Origin of the sequence: Rhodococcoides kroppenstedtii (genome assembly GCF_900111805.1) — a bacterium.
GTDB lineage: Bacteria > Actinomycetota > Actinomycetes > Mycobacteriales > Mycobacteriaceae > Rhodococcoides > Rhodococcoides kroppenstedtii.
On sequence record NZ_FOJN01000004.1, the window covers coordinates 64,346 to 87,022 of the forward strand.

20 protein-coding genes are annotated in these 22,677 nt (G+C 70.2%); 13 read left to right on the plus strand and 7 right to left on the minus strand.

Features of this window, described 5'->3' with window-relative positions; translation table 11 throughout:
* Positions 1-118 precede the first annotated feature (118 nt).
* Positions 119-2,146, plus strand: coding sequence for an acyltransferase family protein (locus BMZ18_RS05990; protein ID WP_074922036.1), 2,028 nt, complete (start codon positions 119-121; stop codon positions 2,144-2,146).
* Here BMZ18_RS05990 and BMZ18_RS05995 read toward each other — a convergent pair.
* A complete protein-coding gene (locus BMZ18_RS05995; RefSeq protein WP_068360439.1) occupies positions 2,130-2,813 on the minus strand; it encodes a TetR family transcriptional regulator in 684 nt (227 codons plus the stop codon). The genes BMZ18_RS05990 and BMZ18_RS05995 overlap by 17 nt on opposite strands.
* Before the next feature lie 144 nt (positions 2,814-2,957).
* On the opposite strand from BMZ18_RS05995, the gene BMZ18_RS06000 reads away from it, so the two are divergent.
* From BMZ18_RS06000 to BMZ18_RS06020, 5 genes are all read left to right on the plus strand, one after another.
* Positions 2,958-4,349 carry a xylulokinase gene (locus tag BMZ18_RS06000; protein WP_068360374.1) on the plus strand — a complete coding sequence of 464 codons (1,392 nt, stop codon included), beginning with the start codon at positions 2,958-2,960 and terminating at the stop codon, positions 4,347-4,349.
* Between the two features lie 88 nt (positions 4,350-4,437).
* Positions 4,438-5,559 (plus strand): sugar ABC transporter substrate-binding protein, encoded by a 1,122-nt coding sequence (locus BMZ18_RS06005; protein WP_068104713.1) that lies wholly within the window; start codon positions 4,438-4,440, stop codon positions 5,557-5,559.
* 5 nt (positions 5,560-5,564) lie between these two features.
* Positions 5,565-6,359: an ATP-binding cassette domain-containing protein gene (locus BMZ18_RS06010; RefSeq protein ID WP_068360436.1), complete on the plus strand. Its 795-nt coding sequence runs from the start codon at positions 5,565-5,567 to the stop codon at positions 6,357-6,359.
* Entirely contained in the window at positions 6,356-7,768 is a 1,413-nt protein-coding gene (locus tag BMZ18_RS06015; protein ID WP_068360371.1) for a sugar ABC transporter permease, read from the plus strand. Before BMZ18_RS06010 ends, BMZ18_RS06015 begins: the two co-directional genes overlap by 4 nt.
* A complete protein-coding gene (locus tag BMZ18_RS06020) occupies positions 7,765-8,889 on the plus strand; it encodes an ROK family protein (RefSeq protein WP_068360368.1) in 1,125 nt (374 codons plus the stop codon). Before BMZ18_RS06015 ends, BMZ18_RS06020 begins: the two co-directional genes overlap by 4 nt.
* Before the next feature lie 15 nt (positions 8,890-8,904).
* On the opposite strand, the gene BMZ18_RS06025 is transcribed toward BMZ18_RS06020, so the two are convergent.
* Together BMZ18_RS06025 and BMZ18_RS06030 are read right to left on the minus strand one after the other, a co-directional pair.
* Complete coding sequence (locus tag BMZ18_RS06025; protein ID WP_068360365.1) at positions 8,905-10,395, minus strand: mannitol dehydrogenase family protein; 1,491 nt, start codon at positions 10,393-10,395, stop codon at positions 8,905-8,907.
* Positions 10,392-11,414, minus strand: a complete 1,023-nt coding sequence (locus tag BMZ18_RS06030) for an NAD(P)-dependent alcohol dehydrogenase (protein ID WP_068360362.1) — start codon at positions 11,412-11,414, stop codon at positions 10,392-10,394. Before BMZ18_RS06030 ends, BMZ18_RS06025 begins: the two co-directional genes overlap by 4 nt.
* Before the next feature lie 69 nt (positions 11,415-11,483).
* Between BMZ18_RS06030 and BMZ18_RS06035 the strand changes: the two genes are divergently transcribed.
* The 6 genes from BMZ18_RS06035 to BMZ18_RS06060 all read left to right on the plus strand — a co-directional run bounded on the left by BMZ18_RS06035 (position 11,484) and on the right by BMZ18_RS06060 (position 17,714).
* Entirely contained in the window at positions 11,484-12,506 is a 1,023-nt protein-coding gene (locus tag BMZ18_RS06035; protein ID WP_068360359.1) for a sugar-binding transcriptional regulator, read from the plus strand.
* 7 nt (positions 12,507-12,513) lie between these two features.
* On the plus strand, positions 12,514-13,863 hold the full coding sequence (locus tag BMZ18_RS06040; RefSeq protein WP_068360356.1) for an ABC transporter substrate-binding protein: 1,350 nt from the start codon (positions 12,514-12,516) through the stop codon (positions 13,861-13,863).
* Positions 13,863-14,810: a carbohydrate ABC transporter permease gene (locus BMZ18_RS06045; RefSeq protein ID WP_068360353.1), complete on the plus strand. Its 948-nt coding sequence runs from the start codon at positions 13,863-13,865 to the stop codon at positions 14,808-14,810. The genes BMZ18_RS06040 and BMZ18_RS06045 overlap by 1 nt, the downstream gene beginning before the upstream one ends.
* Complete coding sequence (locus BMZ18_RS06050) at positions 14,810-15,691, plus strand: carbohydrate ABC transporter permease (protein ID WP_068360350.1); 882 nt, start codon at positions 14,810-14,812, stop codon at positions 15,689-15,691. The genes BMZ18_RS06045 and BMZ18_RS06050 overlap by 1 nt, the downstream gene beginning before the upstream one ends.
* A gap of 11 nt (positions 15,692-15,702) precedes the next feature.
* Complete coding sequence (locus BMZ18_RS06055) at positions 15,703-16,815, plus strand: ABC transporter ATP-binding protein (RefSeq protein WP_068360347.1); 1,113 nt, start codon at positions 15,703-15,705, stop codon at positions 16,813-16,815.
* Between the two features lie 104 nt (positions 16,816-16,919).
* Positions 16,920-17,714 carry an SDR family oxidoreductase gene (locus tag BMZ18_RS06060; protein ID WP_244516436.1) on the plus strand — a complete coding sequence of 265 codons (795 nt, stop codon included), beginning with the start codon at positions 16,920-16,922 and terminating at the stop codon, positions 17,712-17,714.
* A 6-nt stretch (positions 17,715-17,720) separates the two neighbouring features.
* Here BMZ18_RS06060 and aztD read toward each other — a convergent pair whose 3' ends face one another.
* Genes aztD through aztB form a run of 4 tightly spaced genes read right to left on the minus strand, consistent with a single transcriptional unit; the run spans position 17,721 to position 21,987 of the window.
* Positions 17,721-18,935, minus strand: coding sequence for a zinc metallochaperone AztD (aztD, locus tag BMZ18_RS06065; protein WP_068360433.1), 1,215 nt, complete (start codon positions 18,933-18,935; stop codon positions 17,721-17,723).
* A 32-nt stretch (positions 18,936-18,967) separates the two neighbouring features.
* A complete protein-coding gene (gene aztC / locus BMZ18_RS06070; protein ID WP_068360341.1) occupies positions 18,968-19,879 on the minus strand; it encodes a zinc ABC transporter substrate-binding protein AztC in 912 nt (303 codons plus the stop codon).
* Between the two features lies 1 nt (position 19,880).
* The gene (locus BMZ18_RS20025; protein ID WP_139203868.1) at positions 19,881-21,110 is read right to left on the minus strand and encodes an ABC transporter; all 1,230 of its coding nucleotides are present in this window, start codon (positions 21,108-21,110) and stop codon (positions 19,881-19,883) included.
* On the minus strand, positions 20,992-21,987 hold the full coding sequence (aztB, locus tag BMZ18_RS06080; RefSeq protein WP_244516437.1) for a zinc ABC transporter permease AztB: 996 nt from the start codon (positions 21,985-21,987) through the stop codon (positions 20,992-20,994). The genes BMZ18_RS20025 and aztB overlap by 119 nt, the downstream gene beginning before the upstream one ends.
* Positions 21,988-22,042: 55 nt before the next feature.
* Between aztB and aztA the strand changes: the two genes are divergently transcribed.
* Positions 22,043-22,672: a zinc ABC transporter ATP-binding protein AztA gene (gene aztA / locus BMZ18_RS06085; RefSeq protein ID WP_068360422.1), complete on the plus strand. Its 630-nt coding sequence runs from the start codon at positions 22,043-22,045 to the stop codon at positions 22,670-22,672.
* Positions 22,673-22,677 lie beyond the last annotated feature (5 nt).

Here is a 22,677-nt window from a genome sequence, read left to right on the forward strand (position 1 = left end):
GTTGACGCCGATCTTACCAGCGACTGCCCGAATCGAACCAGGCCCTGATGGCACGCGATGCCACGTCGGCTCGATCGGTATCCTGGGACGGAAGACCGAACGTGCGAGAGGTGGGTGCATGACCTCCGACGTCGATCGGGTCTCGACCGCTCCCGCCGTGGCCCGCACCGCCGTCCACCGCACCGACCTCGACGGTTTGCGTGGGCTCGCCATTGCGCTGGTGGTGGTGTTCCACATCTGGTTCGGGCGCGTCTCCGGCGGTGTCGACGTGTTCCTCGTCCTGTCCGGCTTCTTCTTCACGACGATGGTGCTGCGGCGGGCAGAGGCCGGTGCGCTGGGCGCCGTCGTCCGCCGCACGGCCCGGCGGTTGTATCCCGCGATGGCGGTGGTGCTGCTCGCCGTCGGCGTCTGGACCGCGATCCTCCTGCCGTTCACGACGTGGGACGCGACGACGCGGCAGATCCTGACGACCCTGGCCCAGGTTCAGAACTGGGAACTGGCCACCACCGCGTCGGACTACGCCGCCGCGGACGCGTCCGTGAGCCCACTGCAGCACCTGTGGTCGATGTCGGTGCAGGCGCAGTACTACGCGGTGGCGATCCTGCTCGTCGCCGCGATCGTGACGATCGCCCGTCGCGTCGGCCGACCGGACGCGGTGCGGCCCGTCCTCGTCGGTTCGCTGCTGCTCGCCACGGCGGCGTCGTTCCTCTACGCGACGCGGATCGGTGCCGTCCGGCAGGGCTGGGCCTACTACGACACGGCGGCCCGGTTCTGGGAGCTCGGGGTGGGTGCACTGGCCGGCCTCCTGATCGGGCGAATCGTGATGGCCGACCGAGTGCGCGCCGTGCTCGGCGTCGCCGGGTTCCTCGTGGTGTGCTTCGGCGGGGTCGTGATCGACGGCGCGGCGCACTATCCCGGACCGTGGGCCCTGGTCCCGGTGGGCGCGGCGCTGGCCGTGATCCTGGCCGGCACCGATCCCGGCTCCCCGACGACGGTCACGCGGCTGCTCGGCTCCCGCCCCCTGCTGTTCCTCGGCTCGATCGCCTACCCGCTGTACCTGTGGCACTGGCCGATTCTCATCGCCGTCCTCGACGCCGGCGGGACCGTGAACCCGCTGACCGGGGCGCTGATCGTCGCGGCGTCGGTGGGCCTCGCGGTCCTCACCCGGAACGTCGTCGAGCGACGGGTCACCGACGGGTCACGGACGGCCGTCCGTGCCGTCATCGTCGGCGTTCTGGTGCTGGCTCTCACGGCGGGCGGCTGGCAGAGCTACCTGCAGCGGACGACGGGTCCGACCGCGTCGGACCTCGACCCGAGGCTGTACCCGGGTGCCCTCGCACTGACGGACGGCGTCCCGGTGCCCGATGCGCCCATGCGCCCGTCCGTTCTCGACGCCGCGATGGACCTTCCGCAGTCCACGCTCGACGGCTGCATCGCCGACATGACCCAGCGGGACGTCGTCACGTGCACCTACGGCGACCCCAATGGCGATCGCACCCTCGCGTTGGCGGGCGGATCGCACGCCGAGCACTGGCTTCCGGCTCTCGACGAGATCGGCCGCGCCCGCGGGGTCGCCGTGGTGACCTACCTGAAGATGGGCTGCCCGCTGGACATCGGTGAACCGCTGCTGCTGGACGCCAATCCGTACCCGGACTGCCGCGACTGGTCCGAGGACGTCCTGACGCGACTCGCCGCCGAACGGCCGGACTGGGTGGTCACGACGTCGACTCGGCCCTCGCCCACCGAGTTCGGCGACATCACCCCGAGCGCGTACACCGACGTGTGGGCGCGTCTCGAGGCGGCCGGACTGCCGGTGATCGGCATTCGCGACACGCCGTGGCTCAGTGTCGACGGTGTCCCCTATCGCGCCGCGGACTGCATCGCCGACGGAGGCGACGCCGAGTCCTGTGGTCTGCCGCGGTCGGAGGTGCTCGCGGAGGTCGATCCGGCGGTGGCCGCGTCGGCGCCGTTCCCGAACGTGGTACCCGTGGACTTCTCCGACGCGGTCTGCGGCCCCGACCGGTGCCGGGTCGTGGAGGGAAACGTGTTGATCTACCACGATTCTCATCACCTATCGGCATCGTACGTCCGGACCCTCGCGCCGGTGGTGGCCCGCACGATCGGCGACGTCACTCGGTGGTGGTGACGGTCCCGAAGTGTCGACTCAGGACGGCGGTGACGTCGTCCGGACGGACTCCGGGGGGCAGAATGGCCACCGTCGGTCCGGTCGACGACGACGGTGCGGCGAAGCGAGTCCGGACGGCGGCGAGTGCGGCCCGGACGTCGGCCGCGGAGACGGCCGTCGCGTCCCGGAGCCACCGGCGCAGCAGATAGTTGTGCGTGGCCGTCACCGCGGCGGCGAACTGCACGGTGATCAACGGATCGGCGTCCGGCGTGCGGTCCCGGAGAGTGCCGACGAAGACCTGCTCGTACCGTAGCACCATCACCAGTTCCCGCTCGCGGAGCGCGGGCACGGCCTGCACGACGCGGTACCGACGACGCGTGGTGTCGGGGGTGCCGGCGAAGCGCTCGTACACCTGCGCGGCGGCGTCGCACACGGCGTCGTACGGGGGGAGTTCGCTGCGGGCCAGGAAGTCTCGGACCGCTGCCAGAGTCACGTCGTGGTCGACGAACACCACGTCGTCCTTCGACCGGAACTGGCGGAAGAAGGTCCGACGCGAGATGCCGGCCCGGTCCGCGATCTGATCGACCGTCGTGGCGTCGAACCCTCGGCTTTCGAAGAGTTCGAGCGCCGCACTCATGACGTCGAGTCGGAATCGGTCCGTTTCGCCGGACTCGTCGTGGGCGGGCACGGTCCCACGGTAGCGTTCGACCGGGAAGGCCGGAGGCCGGTCGCCTGTCACGGGAAGGCCGGAGGCCGGTCGTCTGTCACGGGAAGGCCGGAGGCGGTTCGGTCGTGGACCGGTGACTCGAACCGGTACGGGAAAGGACGAGTCGTGGCGTTGGTGATGGGTGTCGATTCCTCCACCCAGTCCTGCAAAGTCGTTGTTCGCGATGCCGATTCCGGGGAGTTGGTGCGGCAGGGCCGCGCGCCCCATCCCGACGGCACGGAGATCGACCCCGCGCGGTGGTTCGAGGCCCTCGAGGTCGCACTCGCGGACGCGGGCGGGGCGGACGGTGTCGAGGCGGTGTCCGTCGGCGCGCAGCAGCACGGCATGGTGTGCCTGGACGCCGACGGCGAGGTGGTGCGTCCGGCGTTGCTGTGGAACGACACTCGGTCGGCGGGGTCGGCTCGGGACCTGGTCGAGGAATTCGGGGGCGGCCGGGCGTGGGCCGACGCCGTCGGTGTGGTGCCGGTGGCGGCGATCACCGCGGCGAAACTGCGGTGGCTCGCCGATCACGAGCCCCGGAGCGCCGATCGCACTGCAGCGGTGTGCCTTCCGCACGACTGGTTGTCCTGGCGACTCGGCGTCGATCACGGTCTCGCGGCCCTGGCCACCGACCGGGGCGATGCCAGCGGCACGGGGTACTTCTCGGCCGCCACCGACGAGTATCGCCGGGATCTGCTGGAACTGGCGTTCCGGGGACGTGCCCCCCACCTGCCCACGGTGGCGGCCCCGTCGGCATCGATCGGGACGACGCCGGGTGGGGCGGTGATCGGACCCGGGACGGGGGACAACGCCGCTGCCGCACTGGCTCTGGGTGCGGGCGAGGGAGATCTGGTGGTGTCCATCGGGACGTCCGGCGTGGTCTCGGCCGTGACCACGGTGGCTCCGCGCGACCCGTCGGGACTGGTGGCGGGTTTCGCCGACGCCACCGGCCGCCAACTGCCCCTGGTGTGCACGCTGAACGCGGCACGGGTGCTCGACGCGACGGCACGGTTGCTCGGGGTCGATCACGACGAACTCTCGCGGCTCGCGCTGTCGACCGACAGCGAGGGGCTGGTCATGGTGCCGTACCTCGAAGGGGAGCGGACGCCGAACCGGCCGGAGGCGACGGGTGCGATTCACGGCCTGCGACTGGGCAATTCGACCCCGGCGCACCTGGCCCGCGCGGCCGTCGACGGGTTGTTGTGCAGTCTCGCCGACGGTATCGACCATCTGCGCGCGCAGGGAGCGACGGTGTCGCGCGTCCTGCTCGTCGGTGGCGGGGCGAAGTCCGAGGCCGTTCGCCGGCTCGCGCCCGCGGTCTTCGGTCTGCCCGTCGACGTCCCGGCACCCGGCGAGTACGTGGCGGACGGAGCCGCGCGCCAGGCCGCCTGGGTGCGCTCGGGCGCGGCGGAACCGCCCGAATGGGTCTCGGCGGACGTGCCCCGGTACGAGGCCGACCCCGTTCCGGCGGTGCGGGAGCGCTACGCCGAGGTGCGGGACCTGACCGACGGTATGTGACTCGGGCCACGTCAGAGGGGCTCTATTGCCTGGATCACACCCGGAGGAATATGTTGTGCTCCGCAACATACAACCGAAGGGACGATCGATGCAGAACACCAAGCTCGCCCTCACCGCGGCGGGCGTCGGCCTCGTCATGGCACTGACGGCGTGCGGCAGCAACTCCAGCGGCGGCGACACCGGCAGCGGAGACAGCGGCGGATCGAACAACGGCGGCACCAAGGTCGGGGTCATCCTTCCCGACACCAAGTCCTCCGCGCGGTACGAGTCCCAGGACCGTCCGCTCCTGCAGAAGGCTCTCAGCGACGCGGGTCTCGACCCGATCATCCAGAACGCCGAGGGCGACACCACCAAGTTCTCGTCGATCGCCGACTCGATGATCAGTCAGGGCGCCAAGGTGATCCTGATGAGCAACCTGTCGTCGGAATCCGGTGCGGCCGTGCAGAAGAAGGCCACCGAGGCCGGCGTCGCCACCATCGACTACGACCGCCTGACACTGGGCGGCTCGGCCGACTACTACGTCTCCTTCGACAGCACCACCGTCGGCAACCTGCAGGGTCAGGGCCTGGTCGACTGCGTCGGCGCGAAGCCGGGCGCCCAGATCATCCAGATCAACGGGTCCCCGACGGACAACAACGCGACGCTGTTCAAGGCCGGTGCGCTCGAGGTGCTGCAGCCGAAGTACGACTCCGGCGAGTTCCGGCTGGCCGGTGACCAGGCCATCCCCGAGTGGGACAACCAGGTCGGTGCCACCACCTTCGAGCAGTTGCTGACCGCCAACGGCGGCCGCGTCGACGGCGTCCTTGCCGCCAACGACGGTCTGGCCGGCGCCGTGATCACCGTGCTGCAGAAGAACGGTCTGAACGGCACCGTGCCCGTCACCGGGCAGGACGCGACCGAGGACGGCCTGCGCGCCGTCTTGCGCGGCGATCAGTGCATGACCGTGTTCAAGGACGTCGCGAAGGAAGCGGCGGCCGCGGCCGAACTGGCCATCGATCTGGCCAACGGCGACACCGCCGCGGCCGACGCCAAGGCGACGGCCACGTCGGAGGACCCCGAGGGCAATCGTCAGGTGAAGTCGGTCCTGCTCGATCCGGTCACCATCACGCGCGACAACGTGAAGGTCGCCGTCGACGGCGGGGCCGTCACGGCCGACGCGCTGTGCACCGGCGACGTCGCACAGGCGTGCGCCGACGCGGGCATCTCCTGACCGGCATGGCGGACACCGCCCAGGCTCCCCCGGTGCTCGAACTGCGGGAGATCAACAAGAGTTTCGGCCCCGTGCACGTGCTGCACGACGTGGACCTGACGGTCCGCGCGGGCGAGGTCACCGCCCTGGTCGGTGACAACGGTGCGGGCAAGTCGACGCTGGTGAAGTGCATTGCCGGCATCCATGGCACCGACTCGGGCGAGGTCCGCTTCGGCGGCGAGCCCGTGTCGGTGTCCAGCCCGAAGGACGCCGCGGCGCTCGGAATCGAGGTGGTCTACCAGGACCTCGCGCTCTGCGACAACCTCGACATCGTCCAGAACATGTTCCTCGGCCGCGAACGCACGGCCAAGGGACTGCTCGACGAGGCCTCGATGGAGCAGGCGGCGCGCGACACGCTCGCGTCGCTGTCGGTCCGCACCGTGAAGTCGGTGCGGACCCCGGTGGCGGCGCTGTCCGGCGGACAGCGCCAGACCGTCGCGATCGCGAAGTCCGTGCTGTGGGAGTCGAAGGTGGTGCTGCTCGACGAGCCCACCGCGGCCCTCGGCGTCGCCCAGACCCGCCAGGTGCTCGATCTGGTTCGGCGACTGGCGGATTCGGGTGTCGGCGTCCTGCTCATCAGCCACAACATGAACGACGTGGTGGAGGTGTCGGACTCCGTCGCGGCGCTCTTCCTGGGCCGCATGGCGGCTCAGGTCCGCACGGCGGACGTGAAGGTTCCGCAGATCGTGGAACTGATCACCACCGGTCGGAGCGGCGACATCGGACTGCCGTCGGCCGAGGCGAAGGCGGTGACGATATGACCGCCGCACCGGAACAGGACCGGGCGCGCTCGGATTTCTCGATGGACACCGAGCGTCGCTCGCTCGGGCAGGCCGGGCAGGACTACGTCGCGCGTCTGCGCGGCGGCGAATTGGGCGCTCTGCCGGCTCTCGCCGGCCTGGTCGTGCTGATCGTGGTGTTCTCCTCGTTGTCCGAGCAGTTCCTCACGCTGAACAACGTCGCCAACCTGCTCACCCAGGGTGCCGCGACCGCGTTGATCGGCATGGGTCTGGTGTTCGTGCTGCTGCTGGGCGAGATCGATCTGTCGGCCGGCACGGGATCCGGGGTGGCGGCGGCGGTGCTCGCCCTGCACTACACCGAGGGCGGAAACCTGCTCGGCGGCATGGGAACCGGGGTGTTCTACACCTTCTGCCTCGTGCTCGTGCTCGCCGGGGTGCTCGCCGGCCTCACCCGCCTGTGGGTGGCCATCGTGCCCGCGGCGATCGCTCTGCTGATCGCGGTGCTGGGGGTCCCGGCGAACCCTTGGATCGAGATCGTCCTCGCGATCTGCGTCGGCGCGTCCATCGGCTGCCTCACCGGATTCCTGGTGTCGCGGGTCGGCATCCCGTCCTTCGTGGTCACCCTCGCGCTGTTCCTCGCGTGGGGCGGCGTGGTCCTGCAGTTGATCGGCGAGGGCGGCACGCTCGGCATCTCGGACAACCCGGTGCTGTTCGCCGTGGCCAACCGGTCGCTGCCGGTGTGGGCGAGCTGGGTGCTGTTCGTGGTGGTGGTCGGCGGGTTCGCGGCGATCAACCTCGGCCGCCAGCGCACTCGGCTGCGGAAGGGCCTCACGGCACCGCCGACGGCACTCATCCTGGTGAAGATCGGTGCCCTGGCGATCTTCGCGGCTCTGGCGACGTGGGCGATGACGGTGAACCGCAGCCCCAACCCGGCGGTGCTGTCGATCGCGGGCATCCCGTACGTGGTGCCCATCGTCCTGGCGGTGCTCGTGCTCGCGACGTTCGTGCTCGACCGCACGTCGTACGGCCGGCACGTCTACGCGGTCGGCGGCAACGCCGAGGCCTCGCGGCGTGCGGGTATCGACGTCCGTCGGATCCGGATGAGCGTGTTCGTCGTCAGCTCCACCATCGCGGCGCTCGGGGCCATCGTCGCCGCGTCGAAGGTCGGGTCGGTGGATCCGCAGGCGGGCGGCGGCAACACGTTGCTGTTCGCGGTGGGTGCGGCCGTCATCGGTGGCACCTCGCTGTTCGGCGGTCGCGGCCGCGTGCGCGACGCGGTGATCGGTGCGGCGGTGATCGCGGTGATCGACAACGGCCTGCGCCTGCAGGGTCAGTCGGCCGCCGTGGTGTCGATCGTCACCGGTCTGGTGCTCCTGCTCGCCGCCAGTGTCGACGCGCTGTCCCGGCGCCGCGCGCCGATCGCTCGGTGAGAGATCGATCCACTCGCTCCGCCCTCGTCCGTGCCGTCCACCTCGGTGGCGCACGGACGAGGGCGGAACTCGCCGAGGACCTTTCCCTCAACCGCAGCACGGTCAAGTCCCTCGTCGACGACCTCGTCGCGGACGGGCTGGTCACCGAACACCCCTCCAGCGGGGGTGGTGCGGGACGCCCGTCGCTCGTCGTCGATCCCGTCGCCTCCGCCGCGTGGGTCCTCTCGGTGGACGCGGCGGTCGACTGGGTCACCTTCTCCGCGATCGGCTGGGGCGGTACCACTCTCGCCGAGGTCGAGCACGAGAGGGGTGCCGGCCGGTCGCCCGAGGAACTCGTCGAGCGCATCGTTGCGGCGACCGCCGACCTCACTGCTCGCGTCGGGACGTCGCCGCGGGCGGTGAGCGTCGCGGTGCCGGGACTGGTGCGGTCCGCCGACGGTTCGGTGCGGGTCGCCCCCAACCTGGGGTGGCGCGACGTGCCGCTGGGGCAGTCGGTCGGTGACGCGGTCGGCCTCGCCTGCGTCGTGGCCAACGAATCCGACCTCGGTGTCGTCGCCGAGCACACCCGCGGCTGCGCGCGCGGCGTCGACGACGTCGTCTACCTGTTCGCCGAGTTCGGTGTCGGCGCCGGGATCCTCAGCGCGGGAACGCTGCTGGGTGGGTCCGGTGGGTACGCCGGCGAGGTCGGGCACATGCGGGCGACCCGCCGGGGGCGGCGCTGCAGCTGCGGCAGCGACGGGTGCTGGGAACTCTCCGTCGGTCAGGAAGCGTTGCGCGACGCGCTCGGACTGGCGGGGCCGGCGCGTCCCGCCGCGCTCGCGCGGGCCATCGCCGACATCGCCGCTCGCCGCGGGACGCTCCCCGACGCGTACGTCGAGGATCTCGCCACCGGGGTGTGCACCATCGTGACGATGGTCGATCCTCGCGCCGTCGTGTTCGGCGGCCTCTTCGCGGACGTGCTCGGGGTGCCGTCGGTGATGGACCACGTCCGCGCCGCGGTGAACGACTGCCTGGTCGGCCGCCAGCGGGGCGTGGCCCTGCACGTGTCCGGTCTCGGCCGTCGCATCTCGGTCATCGGGGCGGCGGAACTGGCCTTCGCACAGCTGCTTCCGCGCCTCTGAGCGCGAGCGGGTCGATCAGGCGCGAGCAGGTCGGCCCACCAGCTCCTCGACGACGGCTCGCGCTCCGCGGCTGTGGAATCCGCCCAGCGCATCGAGGTACGCGGTGGTGAAGCGCTCGTCGTCGACCAGGTCGCCGAACAGGTCCCGGTTGCGGACGAACGCGAGCGGGTCCTCGTGCTGCGATCGCGCCACCGGCACCAGCGAGTCCTTCAGCCGGTCGACGATGTCGATGGGCTCCCCCTGCTCGTCGACCCCTTCGGCGTAGCGCGCCCAACTGGCGATCACCGCCGCGGACAGCGCCACTGGACCGCCGGCGTCGAGGTTGGCGCGCACCACGGGGACCAGCCACTTCGGAATCCGGTCGGACGACTCGGCACAGAGGCGCGCCACGGTGTCCCGGATCTCGGGGTTGGAGAAGCGCTCGATCAGCGTTCGCTTGTAGTCCGCGAGATCGATCCCGGGCACCGGCTGCAGGGTGGGCGTGGCCTCCTCGTCCATGTAGCGCAACAGGAATCGAGCGAACAGCGGGTCCTGTGTGACGTCGTGGACCAGTCGGTATCCGCTGAGGTAGCCGACGTAGCAGAGGGCCTGATGGCTCGCGTTGAGCAGCCGCAGCTTCATCAGCTCGTACGGGGTGACGTCGTCGACCACTTGCACACCGGCGTCCTCGAAGGCCGGCCGCCCGAGGGTGAACGAGTCTTCCAGCGCCCACTGGGTGAACGGTTCCGCGGCGACGGGCCAGGCGTCCTCGAGGTCGTACCGCGTGGCGAGCTCGTCGACGACGTCGGGCGTGGTGACGGGGGTGATGCGGTCCACCATCGAGTTGGGGAACTGCGCGTGGTCCGTGATCCACTGCGCCAGTGCGGGATCCTTCAGTCGAGCGAACGCGGTGAAGGTCGACCGAGCGATGTGTCCGTTCCCCTCGATGTTGTCGCACGACATGATCGTGAACGGCGCGAGACCGCGCTCCTTGCGGCGGGCCAGGGCCTCGCAGACGAGCCCGAAGGTGGTGCTCGGTACGGCACCCGCCGCCAGATCGGCTCGGATCAGGGAGTTCTCGGCATCGAACTCGCCCGTGGTGGCGGAGAAGTTGTACCCGCCCTCGGTCACGGTGAGGGAGACGATGCGGGTGTCGGGGTGAGCGAGTTTCTCGACCACCGCCTCGGGATCGTCCGGCGCGAAGAGGTACTCGACGATCGACCCGATCACGGAGGTGTCCCACGATCCGTCGGCGTGCCGCAGCGCCAGGGTGTAGAGGCAGTCCTGGGCGTCCATGACGTCCTTCATGCGGCGATCGCCCGGCAGCACACCCACGCCGCAGATGCCCCACCGCGACGCGGACTCGAAGTCGCTGCGCAGCAACCGATCCACGTACATCGCCTGGTGAGCACGGTGGAAGCCGCCGACGCCGAAGTGCACGATGCCGGTGGTGATCGCGGACCGGTCGTACCGGGGTACGTCGACGTCGTCGGGGAGCCGGTCGAGGGAGGCGGCGGACAGCTTCACGAGAGGGTCTCCTGACTGGGGGTCACGGTGACGACGGCCTTGACGGCGCCGTCGGTGCGGTCGTGGTTCAGTGCGTCCTCGACGTGATCGAGGTCGAAGCGGCCGGTGACCATGCCGTCGAGGTCGACGCGGCCGGTGCGGACCAGCTCGAGGGCGGTGGGCCAGGTGTTCGCGTAGCGGAAGACCCCGGTGACCCAGAGCTCGCGATTCTGAATCACCGACACCGGAATCGGGTATTCGTCGCCGCCCATCCCCACGAGCACCACCGTGCCCGCGGGGCGCACGGCGCGCAGCCCGTCCTGCACGGCGCGGGGTGCCCCGGACGCGTCGACGAAGGCGTCGACGTCGAGGTCGTGCACGGATTCGGCGGCGGGGTCGATCACACGGGTGGCTCCGTACCGGGCCGCTCCGGCGCGTCGGGTGGCCGAGACGTCCGACACGACGATCTCCGTGGCGCCGTAGGCCCGGGCGACCTGCGCGGTGAGCAGCCCCACGGGGCCGGCGCCGGCGATCAACACCCGCGAGCCGCCGGTGATCCCGGCCTTGCGGGCAGTCGCGACGGCCACGGAGAGAGGTTCGAACAAGGCCGCGGCGTCGTCGGACACCGAGTCCGGAACGTCGTGCGCGAACTCCGATCCGATGGTCACGTACTCGCAGAGGGCTCCGTCCACCGGCGGGGTCGCGTAGAACTCCATGTGGGGACACAGGTTGTAGTGGCCCGACCGGGTCTCGCGGCTGTGGGGATCGGGCCGCTGCGGCTCGATGGACACCCGCGATCCGACGCGCTCGGGGGAGACGCCGTCGCCGACGCCGACGATCACGCCCGATGCCTCGTGACCGAGGACGAGCGGGGCGTCGACGACGAAGTCCCCGATGCGGCCTTCCCGGTAGTAATGCGCGTCCGATCCGCAGACCCCGACGGACGCCACGCGGATCAGGACGTCGCCGCCCGCGGGGGTCGGTATCGGCCGCGTCTGCGTCTCGAGGCGTCCCGGTTCCGTGAGAACTGCGGCACGCATGGACTCGACTGTTGTGTGGATCACACCTGAATGCTAGCTTAAGTGAGCAGATGAACACCAGGTGAGCAGATGCTCACCTTAAGAGCCGGGAGCGACATCGTGACGACGCCGAGTGGCAGCGACGAGCTGAGGCTGGCGCTGCGTGCGGCGACGATGTACCACGTCGAGGGCGCGACCCAGGCCGAGATCGCCGCCAAACTGGGCGTCTCCCGCCCCACGGCGGGTCGGCTGGTCGCCCGCGCCCGGGCGAACGGGTTGGTGCGCATCGAGATCCACGTGCCCGAGGAGATCAGTGGATCGGTGCACACCGATCTCGAACGCCGACTCGAGGAGCGGTACGGCCTCGACGAGGCGATGGTGGTCACGTCGAGCATCGACGACGCCGGCGGTCGGTACGACGCGGTGGGACGCGCCGCCGCGGGTGTGCTCACCCGGCGTCTGCAGCCCGCGCACACTCTGGGCTTCACCTGGGGGCCGGAGACCGTCGCGGTGGCGCAGGCACTGCAGGGCCGCGGCACCCGGTGCGCCCGGGTGGTGCAGCTGGACGGGTCCATGAGCACGGCGGATTACCAGACCGGCGTCGACTTCGTGCTCGCACGGTGTGCCGACCAGCTGCAGGCGACGCCGATGCGCCTGAACGCCCCGCTCTACGCCGACCCGGCGACCGTCGTCGCGCTGCAGCAGGACTCGCTGATGTCCCGGGCTCTCGACGCGGGCCGGACCGCGGATCTCATGTTCTTCGGGCTCGGCCCGGTCTCGACCTCGACGACGCTGTTCGAGGGAAGCTTCCTCGACGCCGATCTGCTGGTCGAACTCGACCGCCTCGGCGCGGTCGGCGAGATCGGCGGGCGGTTCTTCGACGCCGACGGCAGGGACGTCGGCGGATCGCTGGCCGAGCGCACCGTCTCGGTCCCGCTGGACGACATTCGGAACTGCGCCACCACTCTGCTCATCTCCGGCGGCGCGCGGAAGCACGCTGCGGTCCGGGCCGCTCTGCGCGGCCGTCTGGCCACCGTCCTGGTGACCGATATCGCCTGTGCTCTCGACCTTCTCGACGAGCCCGGCAGCACCCCCACGAAGGAATCGAGGTAGTACCGACGTGACATCACGATTCGTCCCACTCGTCGCCCTCGCCGCAGCCACCGTGCTGACGGCGAGCGGCTGCGCGGGCGCGGGATCGTTCGGTGGTGACGGTGGCGGCACGACCATCACCGTGGCCATCGTCTCGAACTCGCAGATGTCCGACGCGATCTCGCTCGCGCCGGAGTTCGAGGCCGCGAACCCCGGTGTGAACCTGAAGTTCGTGTCCCTGTCCGAGAACGAGGCCCGCGCGAAGATCACGGCGTCGGTGGCCACGGGCGGCGGTGAATTCGACGTGGTCATGATCAGCAACTACGAGACGCCGCAGTGGGCCGAGAACGGGTGGCTCACCAACCTGTCCGACTACGCGCAGGCCACGCCGGGGTACGACGAGGACGACTTCATCCCGTCGCTCAAGGAGTCGTTGTCGTACGAGGGCAGCATGTACTCGGTTCCGTTCTACGGCGAGTCCTCGTTCCTCATGTACCGCAAGGACCTCGTCGAGGAAGCGGGCATCACCATGCCGGCCGAGCCCACCTGGGACCAGGTCGCGGAGGGCGCCGCGGCGCTCGACCGCCCGGGCGTGTCGGGAATCTGCCTGCGCGGCAAGCCCGGGTGGGGCGAGGTGCTCGCTCCGTTGAACACCGTGATCAACGCATTCGGCGGCCGCTGGTACGACGAGAACTGGAACGCGCAACTCGACAGTCCGGAGGTCGAGCAGGCCGTGCAGTTCTACGTCGATCTGGTGCGGGAGCACGGGCAGGCCGGCGCGGCGACGAGCGGGTTCAGCGAGTGCGGAACGCAACTCGCTCAGGGCAACACGGCCATGTGGTACGACGCCACCTCCGCGGTGTCGGTTCTCGAGGACCCGACGTCGAGCACCGTCGTCGGCAAGATCGGCTACGCGAAGGCGCCGTCGGCGGTCAAGGGCGACAACGGGTGGCTGTACTCGTGGTCGCTCGGCATCCCGACGACGTCGGAGAACCCGGACGACGCCTGGAAGTTCGTCTCGTGGATGACGAACAAGGAGTACCTGCAGAAGGTCGGCACCGAACTCGGGTGGGAACGCGTGCCGCCCGGAAGTCGGTTGTCCACCTACGAGATTCCGGAGTACCAGGAGGCATCGGCCGCGTTCGGGCAGGTGACGCTGGACTCGATCAACGGCGCCGATCCTCTGGATCCGACCGTGGACCCGGTGCCGTACACCGGAGTCCAGTTCCTCACGATTCCCGAGTTCCAGGATCTCGGCACGCGGGTCAGCCAACAGATCAGCGCCGCCGTGGCAGGACAGATCAGCGTCCAGGACGCGCTCGCGCAAGCGCAGCAGTACGCCGAGGTGGTCGGCAAGACGTACCAGGAGGATCAGTGATGACCACGACCGATGTCGGCTCGGCGAGGTCCGACGCCACCGTCGTTCCCCGCGAACGCGTGATCTCGAAGGCGGAGGGGTGGCGCCGCCGCGGGCCCCTGCTGCCCGCCATGGTGTTCGCGATCGTCGTCACGCAGATCCCGTTCCTGTTCACGCTCTACTACTCGACGCAGTCGTGGAACTTGGTGCGCCCCGGATCGCGGGAGTTCAACGGTCTGAACAACTACGTCGACGTGTTCCGCGACAGCCAGTTCCGGACGGTCGCGTTCAACACCGTGATCATGATCGTGGGCACGGTGCTCATCTCGGTGGTGCTGGGCCTGGCGCTCGCGCTGCTGCTCGACCGGAAGTTCATCGGACGCAGCCTGATTCGCACCCTGCTCATCACCCCGTTCCTCGTCACCCCGGTCGCCGGCGCGCTGATCTGGAAGACCACCATGTTCGACCCGGTCTTCGGCCTGATCAACTTCGTCCTCAGCCCGTTCAGGGTGGGTCAGATCGACTGGGTCTCGCGGTTCCCGCTCGCCGCCGTCATGACCAACCTGGTCTGGCAGTGGACTCCCTTCATGATGCTGCTGATCCTCGCGGGCCTGCAGTCGATGCCGAAGGACATCGCGGAGGCCGCGCGCGTGGACGGTGCCGGGCCGATCGCCCTGTTCCGCGAGCTGACGTTGCCGCACCTGCGGCGCTTCATCGAGCTCGGAGCGGTCCTCGGTGCGATCTACCTCATCAACACCTTTGACGCCGTCTACATGATGACCTCCGGTGGCCCGGGAGTCGCGTCGTCGAACCTGCCGTTCTACATCTACCAGCGCGCGTTCCTCGGCTTCGACATCGGACAGGCGGCGGCCATGGGCGTCGTCACCGTGGTGGCCACCATCGTCGTCAGCACCCTGGCGCTGCGACTGATCTTCACGAGCTTCAGCGGGAAAGAGGAGGCGGCCTGATGAGCACCACCACCGAGCGGGGCACCGACCGGACTGCCCCGAGCACGACCGCCCCGGTGTCCCGGAAGCGGTCGTGGGGACCGGGTTCGGTCTGGTCCCTCGTCGCCTGGATCGCCGGCATCGTCTTCTTCTTCCCGGTGCTGTGGATGGTGATCACCGGGTTCAAGCAGGAGGCGGACGCCTACACCTCCACCCCCAAGATCTTCTTCACGCCCACCCTCGATCAGTACCGCGGGGTGCTCGAGAGCGGGATCGGTACCACCCTCGCGAACTCGGCGTTCGCCACCGTGGTCTCGACGCTTCTCGTTCTGCTGCTGGGGGTTCCGGCCGCGTTCGCACTGTCGCTGCGCCCGGTGAAGAAGACGCAGGACGTGCTGTTCTTCTTCATCTCGACCAAGATGCTTCCCGTCGTGGCGGCGATCGTGCCGCTGTACGTGATCGTCGGCGACATCGGTCTGCTCGACAACATCTGGGCGCTGATCGTTCTCTACACGGCGATGAATCTGCCGATCGCGGTGTGGATGATGCGCTCGTTCTTCCTCGAGGTGCCGAGCGAGTTGCTCGAGGCCGCGAGCATGGACGGCGCCTCGCTGTGGACGTCGGTGCGGGAGGTCATCCTGCCGCTGGTCTCGCCCGGGATCGCGGCGACGTCGCTGATCTGCGTGATCTTCTCCTGGAACGAGTTCTTCTTCGCCGTGAACCTCACCGCCGTTCAGGCGCAGACCATTCCGGTCTATCTGGTCGGCTTCATCACCGGTCAGGGCCTCTACTGGGCCCAGCTCTCCGCCGCTGCGACGTTCGCAGCCCTCCCCGTCGTCCTCGCCGGATGGTTCGCGCAGAACAAGCTCGTGCGCGGCCTGTCCTTCGGCGCCATCAAGTAGGAGAAACGATCATGGCTGCAATCTCGTACAAGAACGCGTCCTGCATCTACGAGGGCGCCGACAAGCTCGCCGTCGACTCGCTCGATCTCGACATCCAGGACGGCGAATTCGTCGTTCTGGTGGGACCGTCGGGGTCCGGGAAGTCCACCGCGCTGCGCATGCTCGCCGGCCTCGAGGAGATCGACGGCGGTGCCATCGAGATCGGTGGGAAGAACATGGTCGGCGTGCCGTCCAAGGACCGCGACATCGCGATGGTGTTCCAGAACTACGCGCTCTACCCGAACAAGACCGTCGGGGAGAACATGGGGTTCGCGCTCAAGATGCGCGGCGTCGGGCTCGAGGAGCGGAACCGCAAGGTGCAGGAAGCGGCGAAGCTGCTCGACCTCACCGAGTACCTGGACCGCAAGCCCGGCAAGCTCTCCGGTGGTCAGCGTCAGCGTGTCGCCATGGGCCGCGCGATCGTGCGCGAGCCGCAGGTGTTCTGCATGGACGAGCCGTTGTCGAACCTCGACGCCAAGCTCCGCGTGCAGACCCGCACGCAGATCGCCGCTCTGCAGCGTCGCCTCGGCACCACCACGGTGTACGTCACGCACGACCAGGTCGAGGCCATGACGATGGGTGATCGCGTGGCAATCCTCAAAGACGGCCGCCTGCAACAGTTCGCCTCGCCGACCGAGCTCTACGACCACCCGGTGAACGCGTTCGTGGCCGGCTTCATCGGCTCACCCGCCATGAACCTGTTCACGGTGCCCGTCGCGTCCGGCGGGGTCCGGGTGGGCGAGCGTCTGGTGGCGCTCGAGCGTGATCAGCTGACCGCCATCGCGGCGGCGGGCCTCGACGAGGTGACCCTGGGCCTGCGGCCGGAGCAGCTCGAGATCGGCAGCGCGGAAGACGACGGCCTGCTGGTGCAAGTGGACCTGGTGGAAGAGCTGGGCAACGAGAGCTACCTCTACGCGAGCTTCCCCGACCGGGAGATCCGCGCGATCGACGGCACCTCGGCCACCATCGTCGCGCGGTCCCCGCAGCGGGCCCCGGCGCGGATCGGTGAGACCGTGACGCTGCGCAAGCGCGAGGGTTCGGCGCACGTGTTCCATACCGAGACGGGAGAGCGGATCGGGGCGTAGGAGTCGCCGCGAGTTCTGCCACACGATCGGGCGCCGATCCGCGAATCCGCGGACTCCGCGCCGATCGTGTGGCGTAACGCGCGCGGTCTGGTGTACTGGCCGGCGTGAGTGTGTGCGATCCGTACCCCTTGCTCGGCCGCACCGCCGTGGTCACCGGGGTGAGCCGGCGGGTGGGGATCGGCCACGCCGTCGCCTGTCGGCTCGCGGCATTCGGGGCGAACGTGGTGTGCCATCACCACTCGCCGCACGACGCGGAGCAACCCTGGGGCGGCGACGACGTCTCGGCGGTCGTGGACAGCGTGCGCTCCCGACTGGTGGCGGGCGCTCGCGTGATGGAGGTGTCCGGCGATCTCACGGACCCCGGTGCGCCCGAGGCGATCGTCGACCGCGCCGCAGCGGAATTCGGCGCGGTCGACGTCCTCGTTTGCAATCAGGCCCTGTCCGGCTCCGACGGACCCCTCGGCGCCCTGACCGCCGGCGATCTGGACCGACATTTCGCGGTGAACGCGCGCACGTCGATCCTGCTGGCCCAGGGCTTCTCGGCTCGCCACGTCCCGGGCCGTCCCGGATCGATCGTCTTCCTCACCTCCGGCCAACACCTCGGCCCGATGCCCGGTGAGATCGCCTACGCCGCGGCCAAAGCGGCGCTGGCCGGGGTGACGATGACCGTCGCCGACCAGCTGGCCGACGCCGGAATCCGGGTCAACACCGTCAACCCCGGCCCCACCGACACCGGGTACCTGTCCCCGGCCGACCGCGCCGCAGTAGCGGCGCGCTTTCCGACGGGGCGCATCGGATCACCCGACGACGCCGCCCGGTTGATCGCCTGGCTCTGCACCGACGACGCCGCGTGGATCACCGGGCAGGTCATCGACTCCGAGGGCGGGTTCCGTCGATAACCGTCGTCAGCCGGCGACGGCGACGAACTCGTTGGGCGTGACGTCCAGGGTCGCGGTGGCGACGACGTCGCCGGTCGTCAGATCGAGGGCGTGCACGGTGTTCGTGGCGGGCTCGGTGACGTACGCGGTGTCGCCCATCACGGAGATCCCCGGGTGCGCGTCCTGGTACCGAGCGGGTCCGTCCCACTGTCCGATGACCGGGTAGGACGCCGTGACCGTGCGGGTGGTCGGGTCGAAGACGTGGACCGCGCCGTCGGTGCCGATCAGGTAGGCCAGATCGTTCGGGCCGCGGGTGACGCCGCGCCAGGTGTACTCGACTCCGGCGGGGAGGTCGACCACGTCGAGCGTCTTGGCCTCGGTGTCGACGACGGTCACCCGGTCCAGCAGCAGACCTTCCGCGTCGGGGTCGTCCTTGTAGTCGCCGACGACGAGGGGGCTGGTCTCGCTCACGTACGCGTTGCCCATCCGGCCGTACGGCTGGTCCGGTGCGTCGAGCTTGGTGATCTCGCCCCCGTCGTAGACCAGGGCGCCGTTCTCGCACCCGAACACGACCCGTTCGTCCTGCGCTGTGCCCTCGCCGTGGATGCCCGGGCAGCGGTCGCTCGAGGCAACGACGTCCCCGTTCTCGGACCGGGCTTCGATACCGGTGCGCCCGTTGGCGTTTCCGACGGTAGTCAGCAGAGCGCCGTCGGACAGGACCACGGAGACGCCGTGATGAGCCTCCGTGCCGGGGACGGTCTCCGTCTCGGGCATGCCGTCGGTCGTACCCAGAGCGGCGGTGTCGAGGATGGTGGTGTCGCTGGTGCCGTCGGCGTAGAGCACGGTGCGCCCGGCGTGGTGGACCACGTGGCCCGGCTTCTCGGCGGGGAACACGGTGTCGGTGAGTTCCGGGGTGTCCGCCGTGCCCGCCGCGGTGTCGAGCACCTGGAATCCGGCACTGGTGGTGACCATGACGTGACGCCCGTCGCCGGCGGCGTTCAGGCGGGTGTAGTCCTCGGACGTGAAGTCGGCGACGTCGGCGAGTGTCTCGGCGTCGAGGACGCGGAGCCCGCCCGCGTAGGACACGACGACGCGGGGTCCGGGCTCGGCGGCGGCACCGTCGGGCGCGGTCGAGGCGTCCGACGTGGTCGAGGTGTCGGCGGAGCAGGCCGTCAGAGCGACGGCGGCGGCGGCGAGGGCGACGACCGCGGTGGTCGAGCGTCGAACGGCGTTGGTGCGCATGCAGTGATCCATTTCTGTGTGGGTGTTTCCGGTCAGGGTGTGAGTCCGTCGGCGATGCGATCGGCGTTGGCGCGCATCATGGTCGGGTAGTCGGGGGCGCCGCCGCCGGGTTCGGTGAGGGATTCCGAGAAGAGCTCGACGACGCGCACCTCGAGGTCGGCCTCGTCGGCCAGGGCTCGAACGAGTCGGTCCGGTGCGGAGGATTCGGCGAACACGGCCGGGACTCCGGTGCGTTCGAGTGCGTCGACCAGGTCGGACAGGTCGGACGCCGACGGTGCGGCGAGGGTGGTCCCGCCGGGGATCACGGTGCCGACGACGTCGAAGTCGTAGCGGTCCGCAAGGTAGCCGAACACGTGGTGGTTGGTCACGAGGGCTCGGCGATCGCGCGGAATGGCGTCGAACGTCGTTGCCATCGTGCGGTCGAGCTCGGTCAGGCGCGCGGTGTACTCGGCGGTCTGCGCGGCGATCCTGTCGGGGTCGACCCCGTCCAGGCCGGAGAGCGCGGGTTCCAGCGCGGTGACCACGTCGATCATCCGCGTCGGGTCGGTCCAGAAGTGCGAGTCCGGCGTTCCCGCCGCGTCGCCGTCCCGGTAGTCGAGGACGTCGACGGCATCGCCGGCGACGAAGGTCGGAACTCGTTCTGCCGCAGCCGCGTCGAGGTGCTGTTGGAGACCTTCCTCGAGTCCCAGACCGTTGGAGACGACCAGATCGGCGGACCGCAGCAGGGCACCGTCCTGCGCCGAGATCTCGAACGAGTGCGGGTCGGCGTTCGGCTTCATGAGGGTGACCACGCGCGCCTCGTCGCCGACGACGCTCTCGACCACGTCGCCGAGGATGTTGGTGGAGACGACGACGGTGGGCCGATCGTCGTCCGTCGCGGAACACGCTGCGGCGCCGCAGATCACCAGGGCGACCGCGGCGAGGGACAGTAACGATCGTGTCATGTCAGCGCCCCGTCCCGGCGGTGAACACGGGTTCGGTCGCCGTGTCGAAGGTGCGGGCGATGCGCGCGTCGTCCGCGAAATCGAGTTCGTACAGGGTCTTCTCGACGGGTCCGCTCAGGTAGGCCCGCTGCTGGTCGGCGACGAGCGTCGGCGCGGCACCGGCGGCGATCGAGTCCGCGACGAGGGCCGGAGTCTCGGCCAGGACCGCTCCGTCGGTACCGCGGAGGACGAGAACGCGTCCGTCGCGGGCCAGGGCGAGCACGTGGTCGTCGCCGTCGTCGACCGCGGTGACGTGCACCAGCGGGGCCGGAGCCGGCAGCCGGGTCCAGGATCTGTCGCGGGTATCGAGGAGCAGGATCTCGTCGCCGACCAGGCCGGCGACCGTCGGCCGGCCCTCTCGGTTGTCGAACTCGGCCACGGACATACCGGACAGCCCCTCGGGGTAGGGGATGCGCTGCGTCGTCACGTCGTCGTCGGTGGCCGTGGCGAGGAGGGCGCCGTCGGCGCAGCCGATCACGGCACCGACCCGCGTGGTCCGGGTACCGCCGACGTCGGGGCACGAGTCGACGACCCCGGTGGGTGTCCCGTCGGCGGCACGGCCGACGACGGTGCGCGACGCGCCGCTCCCCTCGGTGACGAGCGCGAACGAGCCGACCGGGACGGTCAGGCCGGGACCCGGAGCGCCGGTGACGCGGAAGAGTTCGCGGATCTCACCGCGAGAGAGTGCCTCGGTGTCGAGCAGGACGGCGTCGCCGGACCCGGCGAAGTACAGCCCCGTCCCGCCGGACGTCGACGAGTTCGTCGTGCTCACGGTGACGTCGCCGTCCCCGGGCACCGTGCCGAGGAGGCGCGGCTGCGCCCGGTAGTAGTGGAAGTGGTCGACGTGGTCCCACGTCCACACACCGCTGTCGACGATCTCGACGCCGGAATCGTTCTGCACGAACAGGTATCGACCGTCGGTGTGCACCGCGCGGGGAGGGTCGACACTACCGAGCTCGGTCGTCGTCTCGTCGAGAAGGTCGAGGTGGGTGACCGTCCCGGCGGCGTCGACGGACGTGAGACCGAGGCGCGGCTCGGCCAGTTCCTCGGCGCCGTCGATCGCGCCGTGGCCGTCACCGCTCGCGTCGACGGCGGTCTCGTCGGCCGCCCGATCGTCGACCGGTGCGGGCTCGGCGCTGCACCCGGACAGGGCGAGCGTGAGAAGAGCGGGCGCCAGGACGGCGCGGGTCAGTCGATGGTGCACGGTGACCTTTCGGGGACGGGTGTCGACGCGCGTCGACGGGTGGGAGAGCCGCGTGCGCCGCGTGCGACAGGGCGGCCGCCGCGATGGCCGTGGCCGCGATCGAGGCGCCGGCCGCGGTGGCTGCGTGCCACGAGACCAGCAGGCCGACAACGACACTGGCGACCCCGATCACGGCCGCCAGGACCATCCGGGTCGGGATGCGGTCGGTCCACGGACCGGCCGCCACGGCCGGGGCGAGCAACAGGCCGACGACCAGCAGCGAGCCGACGGCCTGGTACGACGACACGACGGCGAGGGTGACGAGGGCGACCAGGACCGCGCGGGCCGAGCGGGGGCCCAGGTCGAGGACGGCGGCGATGCGCGGGTCGATCGCGAGCGCCACGAGAGGGCGGTGGAAGGCCGTCGCGGCGGCGATTCCGACCGCCGTGGCCACGGCGAGGAGAACGAGGTCGGTCTCGTCGATCGCCAACACGTCGCCGAACAGGATCGTGGTGGCGTCGGTGGCGAAGCTTCCGGAGTGGGACACGACGATGACGCCGAGTGCGAGCATGGCCACGAACAGCAGGCCGATGCTGGTGTCGTACGACAGTCGGCCGCGACGCTGCAGCGCGGTGATACCGACGCTCATGACCGCGGCGCCGATGGCTCCGCCCACCAGCACGGGACCACCCAGCACGGTGGCGAGCGCGACCCCCGGCAGCATGCCGTGCGCGAGCGCTTCACCCAGAAAGGCCATGCCGCGCACCACGACCCAGGTGCCGACGACACCGCAGAGCACGGCCACCAGCGCACCGCCCAGGGCAGCGCGCTGGACGAACCCGTGGGCGAACGGGTCCATCAGCGCACCGAGTGCCGGATTCGTCACGGTCGGGAACGTAACAGTATCGAAAACGATTATCAAAACCGGCTATGGTGTGGTGATGACCCTCGTTGCGGCCCACCTCACCCGACTCCGCGTGGAATACGACGGCACCGTGGCGTTGCGCGACGTCGACCTGGACGTCCGCGCGGGCACGGTGACGGTGATCGCCGGACCCAACGGTTCCGGCAAATCGACTCTGGTGGAGACGATCGCGGGCACCGTGGTGCCGACGGCGGGTCGGCGGGTGGTGTCGGGGACGATCGCATTCGTTCCCCAGCGCACCGCCGTGTCCGACGGCCTGCCGCTCACCGTCCGGGACGTCGTGACGGTGGGTACCTGGGGTCGGCTCGGTCGGTGGCGCCCCGCGCGTGCGGGCACCCGGGCGCTGGTGGACGACGCGCTGCGCCGCCTCGACATCGCCGATCTCGCCTCGGCGTCGTTCGCGACGGTGTCCGGCGGTCAGCGTCAGCGTGCGTTGCTCGCCCAGGGGCTCGCGCGGCGGGCGGACCTGCTGTTGCTCGACGAGCCGACCACTGGACTCGACGCCGCGAGCGCCGAGCGGATCCGGGCCGCGATGGTCGACGAGGCACAGCGCGGCGCCGCGGTGGTCTGCGTCTCGCACGACGCCGCGGTGATCGCCGTCGCCGATCGAGTGGTCCGACTGGAGGGCGGGCGCCGGGTCGAGTGATCCGG